The organism is Devosia sp. Leaf420, from assembly GCF_001425445.1.
Lineage (GTDB): Bacteria > Pseudomonadota > Alphaproteobacteria > Rhizobiales > Devosiaceae > Devosia.
In genome coordinates, this window is record NZ_LMQU01000009.1 from 399,217 (window position 1) to 414,572 (window position 15,356).

Here is a 15,356-nt window from a genome sequence, read left to right on the forward strand (position 1 = left end):
TAGAGCGGTGATCAGCAGGGGACGGGCCGGGCAAAGGGGCAGTCTAGGGCACATAACTTTGCCAAGCCGGAGTTGTGTCAGCCATTTGTCAGCAGGGCTGGATTATTGAGAGAACTTTGGCCGATGCACACCACCAAAGTGTGGTGGCTGCAGTCAGGATCGTCTCAGCAATGGCTCCCCGCAAGAAAGTTCTCCTGGTCGAAGACGAAGCGATGATCGCTGTCTTCTTGGAAGGAGTTTTGACAGAGGCTGGCTTTGAGACGGCCACTGCTTATGGTGGCGCCGCGGCTCTGGACCTGCTGGCCAGCGCCTTTCCGCGCTTTGATGCGGTCATTACGGATATTCACCTGCCCGGCACTGTCAGCGGATGGGACATTGCGCGCAGATCTCGTGAAATCAGCGCTGCAACGGGCGTTATCTTCATGACGGGTGACACTGTCAGCGCAGCGGACAAGGGCATGATCGAAGGGAGCGTGCTTCACCAGAAGCCTACCCTTGCCGCAGACCTGATCGCGAGCGTGGAGATGATCGTACCCCGCGACTGAGCCGCCAGATCGACCGCGATCAGTGCGGCCAGATGAACCAGCGGGGCAGGGTGGCCAATGTGATGATCGCGCCGATGGCTAGGGCTACCGGGATCGTCATCGATGGTTTGTTCCAGGGCTCAGGCAGCCAGCGGCGCCCGACCTTGGCGACAATGAAGCCGATCAGCGCATAGACGCACATGTCTATCAAGATGGCGAAGCTCAGGAAATCCATCTGTGGCCCGCACAACGTAAACTGCTGACGGGCATAGATACCTAGGCTGTATGGCTGTCTAGTTTGAAAGCATGGTGATGTTGTCGATTTCGTTAATTCGAAATAGCAGCCGACAGCAAAGATAACAAATAGCTTACAACGCTGAACATTGAAATGTAATAATAAAAACAATCACTTAGAGGGAACGCTAGGTGGTACTCGCCGTTATTTTGGCATGGATAACGAGGACGCGGCTCACATCCGGCAGCAAAACGACAGAGCTGCAATAGCTGCCCATTCTGGATCGTCCTCATCATGACTGTTTGCCACTAAACGGCCCAGCCTAAGGCTCGGCCAGCCGCCCCTTTGGGGTGGTTTCAAGAGGAGGAAAGGATGCTCGTCATTCTTTTGTTTTTGGGAATCGTTGGTCTTGCCTGCCTTGCGTCGGCGGGCCTGATCTTCACAGCAACGGATTTCTCTGCCGTCGAGCGGACCGGCAGCGATCTGGTTGCGCCCGAAACGTCAGCCTCTTGAGCTTTCATTGCGGCGCCCTGCGCTCGCCCCCCTAACAATCTCAAACCCTGGAGACATCAATGACTATCGAACGCGAAACAATCATCGAACGCCCAGCAACGACCGAGACCGTGGTCACTGGGGGCAGCCCATTTGGCATTATCGGCGGGATCATTGCCGCCGTCCTCGCGGTTATCTTGATTATCTGGCTGGTCAACGGTGGCATCACCAGCAATGGCGAGTCTGTAAACGTCGATCTGCCCAACGTTACGGTCACGAATTAAGGCCCAGGCAGAGACGGGTCTCATCTATTGAGCGCTAGGTATCAACGACTGCTAATCGACGGCAGTTTAGGCTGCCTGGCGTCGAGGTTGATCCGTTTCGATAAATACTTTTGTGGCGCCGTTTGTCCTCCGACAAACGGCGTCGCGCGTTTGCAAGGTGCGACAGGGCGAAGGTCCATCCCGATACGCCGTGTCTAACCCCTGGACCTCGGCGACGTTCATGCTGGGTTTGAAAGCGAGGAGGCCGCTCCAACGGGCTTGGGGGGCGGGGATATGTCGGAGCGGCCTTTACCATCAAGAGGTCGAAAATCCAGCATGGGCGGAGCTCGACCGAAACCAGTGTCTCACAATTGGCGTGACGCATCTGTGAGTGTGCCTGTAAGCACTCTGTCAGCTTCAGCAGGATAGAATTGTGCCATGCGGATCCTCCTTCTCATGCCTTTGATGATCTTTCTGGTCGCTGCACCTGCGCTCGCCCAGGGCAACGGCAATGGGGGAGAGAACGGGAATGGCAACGGCAATGGAAACGGTTCTGAAAAATCCCAGCAGGACGGGAACGCAACCGAAAATGGCAATTCCGGAAACGGAAACGGAAACGGAAACGGAAACGGAAACGGAAACGGAAACGGAAACGGAAACGGAAACGGCAATGCCGGGAACAATGGGAACGGCGATGGCAACGCCGGGAATAACGGCAACGCCGGAAACAACGGCAATACTGGAAACAACGGAAATAATGGCCAAGGCAATGGCGCGAGCCAAGGATCGACGAGCGCCGGAAGCGGGGGCGTTGCACCTGCAACAGGCAGCACCGTCTCGCCTGGGTCAGGCGACACGATCGCGGCGCCAGACATTACAGTGCACTACAGTACCGATTATGCGCGTGATGCGGTCAACGCTGGACGTGCGGTGAGCCTGAGCAGTCTGTTGCCGGATTTGGCCCAACGTGCCGGCACCAATGTCATCGACGCGGAAATGCTCAGCATTCGTGGCTTTCTCGTCTATTCGATCCGCGTTCTGCGCGCCAACGGCACGGTGACGACGGAATATTATTACGCCCAATCGGGGCGCTTCATCGGGAGCGAGCCATGAAGATCTTGGTGGGCGAAGACGACGACCGCATTGCCGAAGTGCTGCAATCGAGTTTGAGCCGGTCCGGTTTCGAAGTGCAGCGCGAAAGCGATGGCGAAGCTGTGTGGTTTCGGGCCGACACCGAGACTTTTGACGCGGTCATTCTCGATCTGGGCCTGCCGCAGATGGACGGGTTGACCATCCTGAAGCGTTGGCGCCGCGGCGGCCTTGAGACGCCTGTGCTGATCCTCACTGCTCGCGGGCAATGGGAGGAGAGGGTGGAAGGGATCGAAGCTGGCGCCGATGACTATGTGGTCAAGCCATTTCACGCCCTCGAAATCGTTGCGCGCATCCGCGCTCTCATCCGCCGCTCGAAGGGCCTTGCATCTTCGCGCGTGGCTTTCGGCAAATACGAACTCGACATGCGGACCATGGCGGTCACGGAAGACGGTCTTCCCATGGACCTGACGCCACAGGAATTTCGCCTAATGGCCTATCTGTTGCACAATCGCGGTCGAGTGGTGTCGCAACTCGAAATTACTGAGCACATTTATCGGCAGGACTACGAGCGAGATTCCAACGCGCTGGAGGTTCTAGTCGCGCGCCTGCGTAAAAGGCTGGGCCATGACGTGGTCAAAACCCGCCGCGGTTTTGGCTATACGCTCGGTGACAACTATTGATCCGGCGCTGGCTGCCAAACCGGCGGTCGATCGCTCTGCGGCTGATGGGCCTTGCGGTGGTCATGGTCGTGGGGTCGCTCATCCTCTCCGGCATTATCTTGCAGGCGCTTTTCGTCGCCAATCTGGAAGCCAGCGTTAAACGTGACCTTGAAGCGGCAATGACGAGGCTCATTGCCGTCATCGATCCATCCACATCGACCCCATCCATCTCGGCCCCCCTGCCAGACCCGCGCTATGAAACACCCTTGGGCGGCCGCTATTGGCAGATCGAGGCCCTAGATACCAAGGGCGTGGCGCGCTCGCGCTCGCTCTTTGATCAGCAATTGGATATCGCGCCTCAAGCCAATGGATCGATCGTCCACTGGACCAACAAGGATCGTTTTCACCTGATCCTTCTCTCTCGCGACATCACCATCGATGGTCGTCCCTATCGGGTTACGCTTGGCGAAGATCACGATCCGATCCACCAGGCGTCGCAGGCCTATGGATGGGACATCGGGCGCCTCTTTGCGCTCATGGCGATTGCCATTGTCGGCGCTTCATGGGCCCAACTGCAACTGGGTCTTGCTCCGCTCAACCGTCTGCGCAGCGCGGTGGACGATGTGCGCCTAGGGAGTGTCGGCCGGCTCGAGGGCGCGTTTCCGTCAGAAATCGAACCCCTTGTCAGCGAGGTCAATGCGCTGCTGTCCGAACGCGAAGAACTGGCACAGCGCGGCCGGCGCCGCGCATCCGATCTTGCTCACGGGCTCAAAACGCCGCTCGCGGCCCTCCATGGCATCGCTATGCGCCTGCGCGACAAGGGGCAGGACGACGAAGCAACGGTCCTCGATGATCTGGCGCATGAAATGTCCACGCGCGTCGATTATCAGATGCGCCTGGCCTCATTGCGCACCCGGACGGGCGAACATCGCGAGAGCAGTTCGCTCAATACCGCCGTGCTGCGCACCGTGGCGGTGCTGCGGAAAACGCAAGACGGCGAAAACCTTCACTGGATGGCGCAACTGGGTGACGACCCCGATGTGGATATTCATCGGCAGGATCTGATGGAGCTGATCGGCGTGACGCTCGAAAACGCATCCAAGTGGGCGCACACCTCGATTGCGGTTTCAACGGCCACGGCTGGAGCCATGGCTCTCTTAACGATTGAAGACGACGGCCCGGGCATTCCGGATGAGCTTATCAAGACGCTCGGGAGGCGCGGTATGCGTCTTGACCAGAATGTTCCAGGAACCGGCCTTGGCCTCGCCATTGCCGGCGAAATCCTCGACATCAATGGCGGTACGATTGCCTATTCCGCTGGTGAGCGCGGTGGGCTCAAGGTCGAGGTTCGCCTGCCGCTTGCCCGCCGCTGAACCGCGCTACGGCCGTTTTGGATGTCGATAGTTTGTTGGAAACGTCGGCCGACTGCAGAGTATAATGTCGTAATCATAAATGAAATGGCCATATTAATTGTATTCATACCTTACATCTGCATTACGGTTATCGTAATTCCTATGTAATAATAGAAATTCTGAAATAATCACCGGAACTGGGCATGCGCTGAGGAGTTTTGATTTCATCTTCCAACCCTCCAAGAGGATAAGATGAAAAAGCTTTTTATCAGCGCTCTCGCTATTGCCGCCCTTGCCGTCCCCACCGTTGCGCAGGCGCAGATTATCAAGACGAACCCGGATGCCAATGCTGATGCCGCCGTGGGCGGCGCCGCTGGCGGCGTCACCGGGGCCGTCATTGGTGGCCTCGTTTTCGGTCCTATCGGCGCTGCAATCGGTGGTTTCGCTGGCGCGTCGGTCGGCGCTGCAGGTGGCGTCGAAGCCGGCTCAGTTGAATATGTTCGGCTGCACCCGACCGACCCTGTCGTGATCGATGGCGCCATCGACGTCGGCTACACCGTTCCAGAAGCTGTCGTGCTGCATCCGATCGAGGGTGATGCCACCCACGGCTATTTCTACACCAATGATCGCGTCTATTTCGTCGATCTCAGCAATCGTGCCGTGGTCTATTCCCCCGGTACCGTCGTGCCTGTTCAGGCCAACTGACTTTACATGGCGGCCAGCGATGGCCGCCATTTTTCATCAAGCGATCTATCGAGGATGAGCGTCTGGAAGTTGAGGTTCGTTTCTCGAGAAAGACTTAATCAGCATGTGGCTCTGCTAGTCGCTGAATGTCTCGAGCATGGACATGAAACTGTGGCGCTCGCTCTGTCCTGGCGTCAGCCTCACGCGCCCCTCTATATCTCCCAGATGGGTATCCATCAGCGCTTGGGCCTTTCTCAGATCGCTCGCGCGCAGGGCGTCGACGATCTGGCGATGATGATCTGCGCCACAATCATCCTGCCGTTCATCTTCATATAAAGCCATCACCAGAGAGAGGCGGGCGACCAGCTTGGCCAGCATCTCACTGAGCACTTTATTGCCGGCGATCGCTGCGAGCTCGACGTGAAATTCGCCGATCGTTGTCGCCTTTGCCACCTGATGACCATGCTGGTGGACGCGTAGCTCTTCGGCAGTGATGGCATCGAGCTTCTCGAAATCAGCCGCGGTGATCCGTTGCGCCACAAGGCTAAGAATAGTGCGCTCGAGCGCCCGCCGTGCTTCGAACAGTTGGTGCGCCTCTTCAATACTGGGTTCGGCGACGAACGTGCCGCGATTGCGCTTGCGCTCTAGGAGCCGCTCACGCTGCAAGACGCCGAGCGCACCGCGGACGACTGTGCGGCTGACGCCGAAATGCTCCGCAATCGCCTCTTCGATGATCTTGCTTCCAGGCTTGAGTGCACCGTCGGCGATGGCCGTCGACAGCGTCGCACAGATGCGGTCGTTGACATCCTCGGCATCATCGATGTCGATCTCGACGGGCTTTGCGCGGGGAGCTTTACGGGGCGGCATGGTCGGAAGTCCTGATTTGCGATGCCTACAAATACATCACATGACGCACGAATGTGCAAAATAATGTGCGAATTATAATTCGTATGAATATGCGAAACTGGTTTCGCAAACATTTCATGAGTGAATTTTATTTATTTAAGTCAGTTGCTTAAGACAAAAATATGCTGGCCACGCTCGATTTGGCACGCTGATTGCGATGTTTCGGTTGGGATCATCGTGAGTGCCTGACCATGACCGATCAAGCTTTAGCCGTCGATCAGCAAGCAATGGAAACACAACCGCAAGGGCTGGTCGTCAACAGCCTCACGCACCGGTATGGCACAGCTTTGGCGATCGACCGCATCACCTTCGATGTGCGGCCGGGCGAAGTCGTGGCGCTGCTGGGGCCCAGCGGTTGTGGCAAGTCGACCGTGCTCCGCTCGATCGCCGGTCTGATCAAGCCCCAAGAAGGGACGATCACGATGGGAGCGCAACGGCTCGATACGATGCCGGCTCGTACCCGCGGGATTGGCATGGTCTTTCAGAACTATGCGCTGTTTCCCCATCTCACTGTCGAAGAGAATGTCGGCTATCCCCTGACCTGTCAGGGGCTGCCCCGCTCCGAGCGGCGCCAGCGCGTTGCCGAACTTTTAACGCTGGTGCGCCTCGACACCATGGCGCGCCGCCTGCCGCGAGAGCAATCGGGTGGCCAGCAACAGCGTGTGGCGGTCGCAAGAGCGCTTGCCGCGCGACCAAACCTTCTGCTTCTCGATGAGCCGTTCGGCGCCCTCGATCGCGCGCTCCGCTTCGACCTTCAGGTTGAGATGCTGCGGCTGCAGCGGAGCCTTGGTATCACGACGCTGATCGTCACCCATGACCAGGAAGAGGCCCAAAGCCTCGCCGGCCGCCTTGTGCTGATGAACAAGGGACGGGTTGAACAGATCGACACGCCGACGGCGGTCTACGATGCGCCCAAGAGCCTTTTCGTCAACAGCTTCATCGGCCAGGCCAATCAGCTTCCCGGCATCATCCAAAGCGCCGGTGCCGATCACTCCATTGTCCGGCTTGCAGTCGGCCAGAAGATCAAAGTCCCGCGACAGGTTGAATTCGTTGTCGACGCTCCCGTCGTCGTCACCTGTCGACCGGAGGACGTCACCCTCGTCTCCGGGGCCAATGCCACGACGCTGCCGGCCCGCGTCAGCGTCGCCATCGCCCTGGGGCCGACGCTCGTTCACGAGCTGACGCTCGCCGACGGCACCGAAATTCGCGCCAGCCAGATGCGCGATCAATCAATGCGTCCCGGCAAGCCCGGCGAGGCGGTGTTCCTCTCCATCGATACCGCCAGGTGTCATATCTTCCCGGCGCCAGCCGGTTCTAGCCTGTCTTCGTCTCCCTCCCACTGAAGTCCAAAGGTGCCTTCATGACGACCAGACTTTCCCGCCGCCATTTCAACATCCTTGCCCTCGGCGCAGCGGCCGCCGGCTTCCTGCCAATGCAGGCGCGTGCCGCCGGCGGCCTCGTTGCCGCGACCTTCCCGGGCAATTGGGAAGACGGCTATCGCCGCGTGCTCACGCCGCTTTTGTCCGAGAAGGGGTTCGACCTCACGATTTCGCCCGCGTTGGCGCAGGATCAGTTGGCCAAGGTTATGGCCAGCCCCGATGCTCCGGCCTTCGACACGCTCTTGATGTCGCTAGGGCAGGGCGCCGTCGCCATCGAGAACGACCTGATCCAGAAGATTGACCCCGCGCGCCTTTCCAATTGGGACAAGCTCGATCCTGCCTTCCAGGGCGAGTATGGCCCGACTGTTACCGTCGAAGTCAACGGCATCTGCTACAATCCAGGCCTCGTGCCGCGTCCTGCCGGCTATGCGGATCTGTTCAACAAGCCGGAATATGCCGGCAAGGTCTCTTGGACCGGCTTCGGCTCCAACACTGCCGTCATGGCCTATACCCAGCTCGCCAAGATTTTCGGAACTGGTCCCGATGATATGGAAGCCGTGTTCCAGCTTTTTCGCGATCACCCGGATCAGCTCAACAATGTCGTCGATAGCACCAATAGCCAGATGACGCTATTCCAGCAGGGCGAGATCGCCGTCTTCATGTGCTCGACCGGTAATGTCGCTAAGCTCAAGAGCCTTGGCCTCAATGCCGAATTCGTCCATCCCGAAACCGGCTCGCCGGCTGCCCCCGTCAACATTCACCTGACCAAGGGCTCGCAAAATGTCGATGCGGCTTATGCCTATATGGACGCCGCCATCTCCGCGGCCGCCCAGACCGAACTTATGGCGCCGCCGACGGCGACTTTCCCGACCAATCACGATGTCGCGCTGACGCCCGAAATCGAGCAATATGTCACGCGCGAAGACCTCCCCAATCTGGTCTACCCCGATTGGACGCTGATCAACCAGAACCGCGACGCCTGGATCCGCGCGTTCGACGCTGTCGTGGCGGGCTGATCCCATGCGTGCGAGCGGCGTTCCCTTCCTGACCCCGATGCTCACCCTGTCGGTGCTGTTCTTCGCGGCGCCGCTCGCCATGCTCGTCGGTTACAGCTTTGTCGGCGAGACAGGTTTTACCCTCGACAACTATGCCCGTTTTCTCGGCGACCCTTTCAACTTCCGGGTGCTGGTCAACACGTTCCGTCTCGGCATCCAGACCGTGTTGGGCGTGACGCTGCTAGGCATCCCCATCGCCTTGCTCTACTGGCATAGCGGACCCCGTGTCCGTCAGGTGATTATTTTCCTGACGCTCATCCCGATGCTCACCAGCAACGTCGTGCGGACATTCGCCTGGATCGTGATCCTCGGTCGCCAAGGACCGATCAGCGAAACGCTTCTTGCCTTCGGTTTCACCGACGGCCCGATCAGTCTCATGTTCACCGAATTGGGCCTGGTCCTCGCCATGACGCAGATCGACTTGCCTCTCGTGGTCTTGCCGCTCATTGCCATGCTCTCGCGCTTGCCGACAAGTCTGGGCGAGGCCGCGGAAGTCTCGGGCGCGGGCCCATGGCGCATTCTCATAACCGTTCTTATTCCGCTGATGCTGCCGGCCCTGCTTGCCGGCTGGGTTCTAGTCTTTGCCAGCACCAGCGCCTCCTTCGTCACCCAGGCCGTCATCGGCGGGGCCCGTAATGTTTACATGCCGCAGTTGATCTACCGCGAGGTCGGCACTCTGTTCGATTGGCCGCTTGCCGCCGCCATCGCCGTTGTTCTGTTGCTGACCTCCGGCGCCGTGCTTCTGGCCATCACCTTCCTTTCTCGTCACAGGAGGCTCGCCAACCATGCCTGACAGACGCCAAACCCTGTTGCCTGCCGCCCTCCACAAAATCTTCGTCTTTGGCTTCGGCACGCTCTGCGTTGCCTTCATGGCGGCGCCGATCGTGATTGCCATCGCCATGAGTTTTACGGGCGGCCAAACCCTGCGCTTTCCGCCGGAAGGCTTTTCGTTGCGTTGGTATGAAGCCCTGCTCGATCCGGCTCGCTCCTCGACCGAACACATCGCCGCCTTCAACTCGCTCAAGATCGCCGCCGCGGCTGTTCTTGGCGCGCTGCTCTTTGCCGTCCCCGCCGCCATTGGCGTCAGTCGCGTCAAGCGGCGCACTGCCGGTGCCGTCGAGCCACTTTTGCTCCTGCCACTTGTTTTGCCCAGCCTCGTTTATGGCCTGGCAGCACTGATCGTTGCCGGCTCCTCGGCATCAGGCCGTCCTTCTGGTTGACCATTGCAGGCCATGTCGTCGTCTTCGGTCCGCTGATGTACCGCTCGGCGGCAGTGCTGGCGCAAAGCCTCTATCCGAGCCTCGAAGAAGCCTCGACCGTCATGGGGGCAAGTTGGGTGCGAACTCTTTTCAAGGTGACCCTGCCGCTGATGTTGCCGGGCATTCTTGCGGGCGCGTTCCTCGTCTTCATCCAATCGCTCGACAATGTGTCGATCTCGCTCTTCCTCGCCGACCCCCAGACTACCGTGCTGCCGCTGCGCATGTTTGCCCTCATCGAAGAGGGGCTCGATGTTCGGGTAGCCGCCATGTCCGGGATTTTGATCGGCCTCGTTCTCATCGGCCTCATCCTCGGCCGGAAGGCCTTGGCCCGTACCTAAACCAAGTCAAGGCGCCGCGCGCCACCAACAAGGACCACACAGATGAACATGCATTCGCCTGGCGCCCTGCGCCGGATTGAGAACCTGCTTGCCGATTTCGAGCCGAATTTCGACTTCGTCGCTCCCCCGCCGCTTCCGGAAGCCGAATACGAAGATCGCCTCCGCCGCATCCGCCGCGAGGCGGTCATTGCTGGCCACGATGCCTTGGTGATCCACACCGACATGGTCGGCTGGTTCCACACTTCCAATGCCTATCTTCGCTATGTCTGCGACTGGATGCGCGAAGGCGTCCTCATCATTCCAACCGACAGCGATAAACCGCTGACCCTCGTCTCGTTCTTCACCCAGTCCGTCATTCTGCCGCCAGGGGGCGAGCCGGTTCTCGTCGAAGACATCTGGCAGGTGGGTGCCATCGGCCGGGAATATGCCGATCGTCCCGGTTCATCCACCACGCTCACGGCCGAAGCGACGGCACATCTGCTGGATAAGCTCGGTCTATCCAAAAGCCAGATCGGGCTCCTCGGCGATCGCACGTCTCGCGACTTCTGGTCCGATCTCGATGAAGCCATGCCCAAGGCCAAATTTGTCCGGGACAATGCCATCATCGATCGCATGCAGAAAATTCGCAGTCCCCGCGAGGTCGAGATGTTTCAGGCTGCGGCTCAACTCATTTCCATAGGAACGCAGGCCGCTTATCACGTTACGCGCCTGGGCGTGACCGATGCCGAAATCTACGCCGCCTTCACGTTTGCCCAGCTCGCGCGGGGCGGGGAAACCGGCGACGGATATCAGATCGGCATCAACGAATACGGGACCCATTGCGGCAAGCCTTATGGACACGTCGTCCGGCCTGGCGATATCATCAATCTTTACATCTCCAACGTCACCTATCGCGGCTATACCGCCCAGACTGCGCGTATGATTGCCGTTGGGGACATCACCGAGCGCCAGGAAAAAGTCCTCGCGGCCTGCACCCTCGGCGTCAAGCGTGCTGAAAAACTGATCAAGCCCGGTGCCCTCATCAGCGAGGTCAACAATGCCGCCTTCTCATCCTATATCGAGCACGGCTTGCTGACTTCGCCGCATGCGCGGACCATGCCCTACAATTGGAGCCCCGCTGACGATGGTGGTGCCCGGCTCGTGCCGCGCCAATATGTTCCCGATGCCGACTGGGAAGCGCAGGGCCGCAAGCTCATGCACGTTTATCCGGCTACGCATGGGCCGCATAATCCAAACCTCGGCCACTCCGTGGGCATGGCGGGTGCGCAAAACAGTTTTAATGTGTCCTCGCACAACTTCGACCGGCTCGAAGAGGGCATGGTTTTTGTGCTCCACACCCAATGGCTCGAAGCCCAATCGGCCGGATGCAATATCGGGGACTGTTATCTTGTCACCAAAGACGGCTTCGAAAACCTCAGCCGCCACACCCCGCTCGAAACGCACCGGGTCGCTGTGTGATGGAGCATACCCATTTCGACTTTGGCGCCCTCAATGAGCGCGAGCGCTACAAGCTGCTTATCGGCACCGTCATCCCGCGCCCGATCGCGCTTATCACAACGCTAGGGCGGGATGGACGAGCCAATGCCGGTCCCTTCAGCTTCCTCAACGTCCTCACTCACGACCCCGCCATCATCGCGGTTGGGGTCGAGAACTATGCCGACATGCGCTTCAAGGACACGGCGCGCAATATCCGCGAGACGGGCGAGTTCACCGTGCACATCGTAGACCAGGCGCTGGTAGATCAGATGGAGATTTGCGCCATCAAATTTGGTCCGGAGGTCGATGAACTCGCTGAAGCCGGACTGGAGACGGTGCCGGGGTATGCCGTTGGCAGCCCGCGCATTTTGGCGGCTCCCGCGGCTCTCGAATGCCGGCGCTACATGACTTTGGAAGTCGGAAAGGCACGCGAGATCATTCTGGGGGAGGTGGTTGGTCTCTATGTCCGCAGCAGTGCGGTGGATACCAACAACCTTCACATCGATAAGCAAGCCATGGATGCAGTCGGCCGCCTTGGTGGGCATAGCTATACGCAAACGCAGGACCAGTTTGAGGTCAAGACGCAGTCGCCAGAGCAGTGGTTCGCTGAGAAGTCGTCGACTGTGCGGTAGGCCACAAATGCAAACCGTGTGTTCAGACCACGATCCCGTCAGTCTTGCGGCGTAATGGTCGCTTGCAGAGCACCGGCGGCCGTGTTGCTCATTCGTTAACGCATAGCTCCTGACCATTTGGTCAAAATTCGCGGACAGGTAATGCGAGGTGCTCGTATTGCCCGGTTTTCCTTTGTTTTGCGTAGTTTGATCACGCGCTGGGCTCTCACCCAATTGGCGGCTGAGCGCAGGCCACCTAAACCGAATATGAACCATATGCCTCTTTTGGATGCAGTCAGTGCATAACGGATGTGCAGAGAGACTGACTACTAATCACGACCGGTTCGATCTACATAGGGGGCATCAAACGAAGGGGAACCGAAATGAACATTGCGAAGAAGCTTGCCGACTATGCCCGTTACCAGCGCACGATGCGCGAGCTAAACTCGCTCGACGCCCGTCAGCTGACCGATCTGGGCATCACGCGCGGCGACATCAAGTCGATCGCTCGCGGCACCTACGCTGCCTAAGCTTTAAGCAGAAGCAGTCGTACGATGAAGGCGTCCTCAGGGCGCCTTTTGTCGTTTCTGGGGCTTGGTTTCAGCGCGTCAGGTCAGCGACTATGCAGTCGAGCGCGACGATCAAGTCATTGGGCTTTATGCGAATTTGCAGCCCGCGCTGTCCGCCATTGAGATAAATCTCATCGTAAAGCTGCGCCATTTCGTCGAGCGCCGTCGGCACGGGCTTGCGCTGCCCCAAGGGGCTGATGCCGCCGACCTTATAGCCCGTCAGGCGCTCGGCGTCGGTGGGCTTCATCATATGCGCCGACTTGCCGCCGAGGGCGGCGGCGAGCTTTTTCATGTTGACCTCTTCGTCCGACGGGACAATGGCGCAGATCGGCTTGCCATCGAGTTCGGCCATGAGGGTCTTGAACACCTCGCCGGGAGAAACGCCGATCGCTTCAGCAGCTTGCAGCCCGACGCGCTCGGCGTTCGGGTCGTAGTCATAGTGCGCCAGGGTGAAGGCGATACCGGCGTTGATGAGCGCTTGGGTGGCGGGCGTGGTCTTGGACATGTCCTTGTTTTAGCTCGAATAAAACAAAGCTCAAGCCTCAGCGTTCGAGGTCGGGTCGCTGGACCCAACGCGGGTCACTGGCCGCGGCGTCGTAATCCTCCATGCCGACATCGCGAAGGATGTGTGCGGAGAGGCGGAGGGCCTGGATGGCCTTGTGGCGGTCGGGCTTTTCGGATGCCTTGGACGGGGCGGGGACGGCGAAGAGGAAGCCAAGGATGTGCGGCAGCGTGAGCATTGATGCATCGACTGGCCTTATGGCGAGCCGCTCCATATCAGGTTGACATGGCAGGAGGATGCGCCTGATATCGGCGGCGATCCAACTAAACGTCCGCATGCATGCATAAGGTGAGCTTATCCAAATGTCGTTGCCGCCACTTAATGCCGTCAGGGTTTTCGAGGCCGTCGCGCGGCATCTCAGCTTCACTCGCGCGGCCGAGGAATTGGGGATGACGCAGGCGGCGGTGAGCTATCAGGTCAAATTGCTCGAGGAGCGGGTGGGGGCGGCGCTGTTTTTGCGCAAACCGCGGCAGATTGCGCTGAGCGAGGCGGGGATAAAATTGGCGCCGCAGGTGAAAGAGGCCTTCGACATCATGCGCGATGCCTTTGCCGATACGCGCGGCGAGGTCGATAATCTCCTCTCCATCACCATCGTACCGACTTTTGCGAGCCAATGGCTGGCGCAGAACCTTGGCTTGTTCCAGATCGACCATCCCGATATCGCAGTGCGGCTCGATAGCCGTAGCGATGTTGTGGACCTGCTCAATGAGGATTTCGATATTGGAATCAGGACCTTGTCCGGGCCGCTCAAGAAGGGTCTGGTGGCGCATCTGCTCGTTGAAGCGGATTTCACGCCGCTCCTGAGCCCGGCTCTGGCGGCGAGCATTGGCGGGGTGAAGGAGCCGGCCGACCTTCTGAAACTGCCCATGCTCGATCCGCGGGATGAATGGTGGGCCATGTGGTTCGAAGTGGCTGGCGTGCCTGGCTTTTCGACGGAAGGCCGGCCGATGAGCATCCTTAATCTGCAATCGCTGCTGGGATCGGCGGCAATGGCCGGGCGGGGTGTTTCAATGCTGACGCCGGCGCTGTTTCGCGACGAAATAACCTCGGGGCGGCTGATCCAGCCATTCCTGATTCTCGCGCCGGCGGGGCGGGGATATTATCTGGTCTATCCCGAGAGCCGGCGGAATGCGCCGAAGGTGAAGATGTTTCGCGACTGGATGCTGGGGGCCACCGCATTCATGCGCGAGGGCACGTGACTTCGGTAGCATTCCGTTAGCATCGAGACGCTCAAAAGCCCGAAGCGGGTAAAATCCTGACAAAAGCTGTCGCGGACGGCCGGTAGCGCTCATGCATCATCATGGATGGAGCGGATATGACCAGCGACGAACTCAACGCCGTCATCGTACGGGCCAAGGCGGCGACCTATGTCGGGGGCGGGGTGAAAGCGCCAGCGTCGCGACCGGGCTCGCATGATCTTGGCTGGAGCGAGGGGCCGTGGCGCTACCTCGACAGCTATTTTGGCGGCACCGATTTTCTGGGGCAGGAAGTGGTGTGGCACCTCGCCGATCCGGTCTGGGCGATGAACTATTATGGCTATGTGATCCGGCCGGATCTGATCGACGCGGAGCGGGCCGGGGCGACGATCAAGGGCGCGCTGACGGCGATGTATGCGGAGGGGCGGTTTTTAGGTGGGTTTGAGTGGGTGGGCGCGTTCGGGGTTTATCGCGATTGGAGCGAGGGCGGCGTTGGGCAGTTTCGGGGGCGGGAGGTGATCTTGGTGGAGGGGGTGGCGGCTTATGGGTTGGATTATTTTGGGGGGCTGGTGCGGGGGTAGGGGTGTTGTGGGTGTTTAGGCATCCCCCTCATCCGGCGCTGCGCGCCACCTTCTCCCCGAGGGGGAGAAGAATAAGAGGTGGGGCCTTTATTCCTCTCCCTCTTGGGGAGAGGGTGGATCGGC

The 15,356-nt window shown here is 59.4% G+C and carries 20 protein-coding genes and 1 pseudogene; 16 read left to right on the plus strand and 5 right to left on the minus strand.

Annotated features, from left to right (window positions below; translation table 11 throughout):
- Window positions 1-116: 116 nt before the first annotated feature.
- Window positions 117-545 (plus strand): response regulator, encoded by a 429-nt coding sequence (locus tag ASG47_RS06510; protein ID WP_156464012.1) that lies wholly within the window; start codon window positions 117-119, stop codon window positions 543-545.
- 19 nt (window positions 546-564) lie between these two features.
- On the opposite strand, the gene ASG47_RS06515 is transcribed toward ASG47_RS06510, so the two are convergent.
- A complete protein-coding gene (locus ASG47_RS06515) occupies window positions 565-759 on the minus strand; it encodes a hypothetical protein (protein WP_061907907.1) in 195 nt (64 codons plus the stop codon).
- Window positions 760-1,131: 372 nt separating this feature from the next.
- Between ASG47_RS06515 and ASG47_RS20600 the strand changes: the two genes are divergently transcribed.
- Both ASG47_RS20600 and ASG47_RS06520 read left to right on the plus strand, forming a co-directional pair.
- Window positions 1,132-1,272: a hypothetical protein gene (locus ASG47_RS20600; protein WP_156351769.1), complete on the plus strand. Its 141-nt coding sequence runs from the start codon at window positions 1,132-1,134 to the stop codon at window positions 1,270-1,272.
- Between the two features lie 59 nt (window positions 1,273-1,331).
- A complete protein-coding gene (locus ASG47_RS06520; protein ID WP_061907908.1) occupies window positions 1,332-1,535 on the plus strand; it encodes a hypothetical protein in 204 nt (67 codons plus the stop codon).
- 396 nt (window positions 1,536-1,931) lie between these two features.
- Here ASG47_RS06520 and ASG47_RS20605 read toward each other — a convergent pair whose 3' ends face one another.
- Entirely contained in the window at window positions 1,932-2,297 is a 366-nt protein-coding gene (locus tag ASG47_RS20605; protein WP_156464013.1) for a hypothetical protein, read from the minus strand.
- Window positions 2,298-2,393: 96 nt separating this feature from the next.
- Between ASG47_RS20605 and ASG47_RS20610 the strand changes: the two genes are divergently transcribed.
- The 4 genes from ASG47_RS20610 (at window position 2,394) to ASG47_RS06540 (ending at window position 5,322) form a co-directional block, all read left to right on the plus strand.
- The gene (locus ASG47_RS20610) at window positions 2,394-2,627 is read left to right on the plus strand and encodes a PepSY domain-containing protein (protein ID WP_156351765.1); all 234 of its coding nucleotides are present in this window, start codon (window positions 2,394-2,396) and stop codon (window positions 2,625-2,627) included.
- Complete coding sequence (locus ASG47_RS06530; RefSeq protein WP_061907910.1) at window positions 2,624-3,286, plus strand: response regulator transcription factor; 663 nt, start codon at window positions 2,624-2,626, stop codon at window positions 3,284-3,286. The genes ASG47_RS20610 and ASG47_RS06530 overlap by 4 nt, the downstream gene beginning before the upstream one ends.
- Complete coding sequence (locus tag ASG47_RS06535) at window positions 3,283-4,638, plus strand: sensor histidine kinase (RefSeq protein ID WP_156464014.1); 1,356 nt, start codon at window positions 3,283-3,285, stop codon at window positions 4,636-4,638. The genes ASG47_RS06530 and ASG47_RS06535 overlap by 4 nt, the downstream gene beginning before the upstream one ends.
- Window positions 4,639-4,869: 231 nt before the next feature.
- Window positions 4,870-5,322 (plus strand): DUF1236 domain-containing protein, encoded by a 453-nt coding sequence (locus ASG47_RS06540; RefSeq protein ID WP_061907912.1) that lies wholly within the window; start codon window positions 4,870-4,872, stop codon window positions 5,320-5,322.
- Window positions 5,323-5,436: 114 nt separating this feature from the next.
- Here the strand turns inward: ASG47_RS06540 and ASG47_RS06545 are convergent, their stop codons facing one another.
- A complete protein-coding gene (locus tag ASG47_RS06545; protein ID WP_061907913.1) occupies window positions 5,437-6,168 on the minus strand; it encodes a GntR family transcriptional regulator in 732 nt (243 codons plus the stop codon).
- Between the two features lie 230 nt (window positions 6,169-6,398).
- On the opposite strand from ASG47_RS06545, the gene ASG47_RS06550 reads away from it, so the two are divergent.
- The 7 genes and pseudogenes from ASG47_RS06550 (at window position 6,399) to ASG47_RS20215 (ending at window position 12,855) form a co-directional block, all read left to right on the plus strand.
- Window positions 6,399-7,550 carry an ABC transporter ATP-binding protein gene (locus ASG47_RS06550; RefSeq protein WP_061907914.1) on the plus strand — a complete coding sequence of 384 codons (1,152 nt, stop codon included), beginning with the start codon at window positions 6,399-6,401 and terminating at the stop codon, window positions 7,548-7,550.
- 17 nt (window positions 7,551-7,567) lie between these two features.
- Window positions 7,568-8,602, plus strand: a complete 1,035-nt coding sequence (locus ASG47_RS06555; protein ID WP_061907915.1) for an ABC transporter substrate-binding protein — start codon at window positions 7,568-7,570, stop codon at window positions 8,600-8,602.
- 4 nt (window positions 8,603-8,606) lie between these two features.
- A complete protein-coding gene (locus ASG47_RS06560) occupies window positions 8,607-9,434 on the plus strand; it encodes an ABC transporter permease (RefSeq protein WP_061907916.1) in 828 nt (275 codons plus the stop codon).
- A pseudogene (locus ASG47_RS06565) lies at window positions 9,427-10,238 on the plus strand (ABC transporter permease). Before ASG47_RS06560 ends, ASG47_RS06565 begins: the two are co-directional and overlap by 8 nt.
- Window positions 10,239-10,280: 42 nt before the next feature.
- A complete protein-coding gene (locus ASG47_RS06570; protein WP_061907917.1) occupies window positions 10,281-11,696 on the plus strand; it encodes a M24 family metallopeptidase in 1,416 nt (471 codons plus the stop codon).
- On the plus strand, window positions 11,696-12,346 hold the full coding sequence (locus ASG47_RS06575) for a flavin reductase family protein (RefSeq protein WP_061907918.1): 651 nt from the start codon (window positions 11,696-11,698) through the stop codon (window positions 12,344-12,346). The genes ASG47_RS06570 and ASG47_RS06575 overlap by 1 nt, the downstream gene beginning before the upstream one ends.
- A 362-nt stretch (window positions 12,347-12,708) precedes the next feature.
- Complete coding sequence (locus ASG47_RS20215) at window positions 12,709-12,855, plus strand: DUF1127 domain-containing protein (RefSeq protein WP_082461207.1); 147 nt, start codon at window positions 12,709-12,711, stop codon at window positions 12,853-12,855.
- Window positions 12,856-12,925: 70 nt separating this feature from the next.
- Here ASG47_RS20215 and ybaK read toward each other — a convergent pair whose 3' ends face one another.
- The gene (gene ybaK, locus ASG47_RS06580; protein WP_061907919.1) at window positions 12,926-13,399 is read right to left on the minus strand and encodes a Cys-tRNA(Pro) deacylase; all 474 of its coding nucleotides are present in this window, start codon (window positions 13,397-13,399) and stop codon (window positions 12,926-12,928) included.
- Between the two features lie 37 nt (window positions 13,400-13,436).
- Window positions 13,437-13,634, minus strand: coding sequence for a hypothetical protein (locus tag ASG47_RS06585; RefSeq protein WP_061907920.1), 198 nt, complete (start codon window positions 13,632-13,634; stop codon window positions 13,437-13,439).
- A gap of 124 nt (window positions 13,635-13,758) precedes the next feature.
- Here ASG47_RS06585 and ASG47_RS06590 point away from each other — a divergent pair, with 124 nt between their 5' ends.
- Both ASG47_RS06590 and ASG47_RS06595 read left to right on the plus strand, forming a co-directional pair.
- Window positions 13,759-14,655 (plus strand): LysR substrate-binding domain-containing protein, encoded by an 897-nt coding sequence (locus ASG47_RS06590; RefSeq protein WP_061907921.1) that lies wholly within the window; start codon window positions 13,759-13,761, stop codon window positions 14,653-14,655.
- Window positions 14,656-14,771: 116 nt separating this feature from the next.
- Entirely contained in the window at window positions 14,772-15,233 is a 462-nt protein-coding gene (locus ASG47_RS06595) for a DUF5680 domain-containing protein (protein WP_061907922.1), read from the plus strand.
- Window positions 15,234-15,356: the final 123 nt, after the last annotated feature.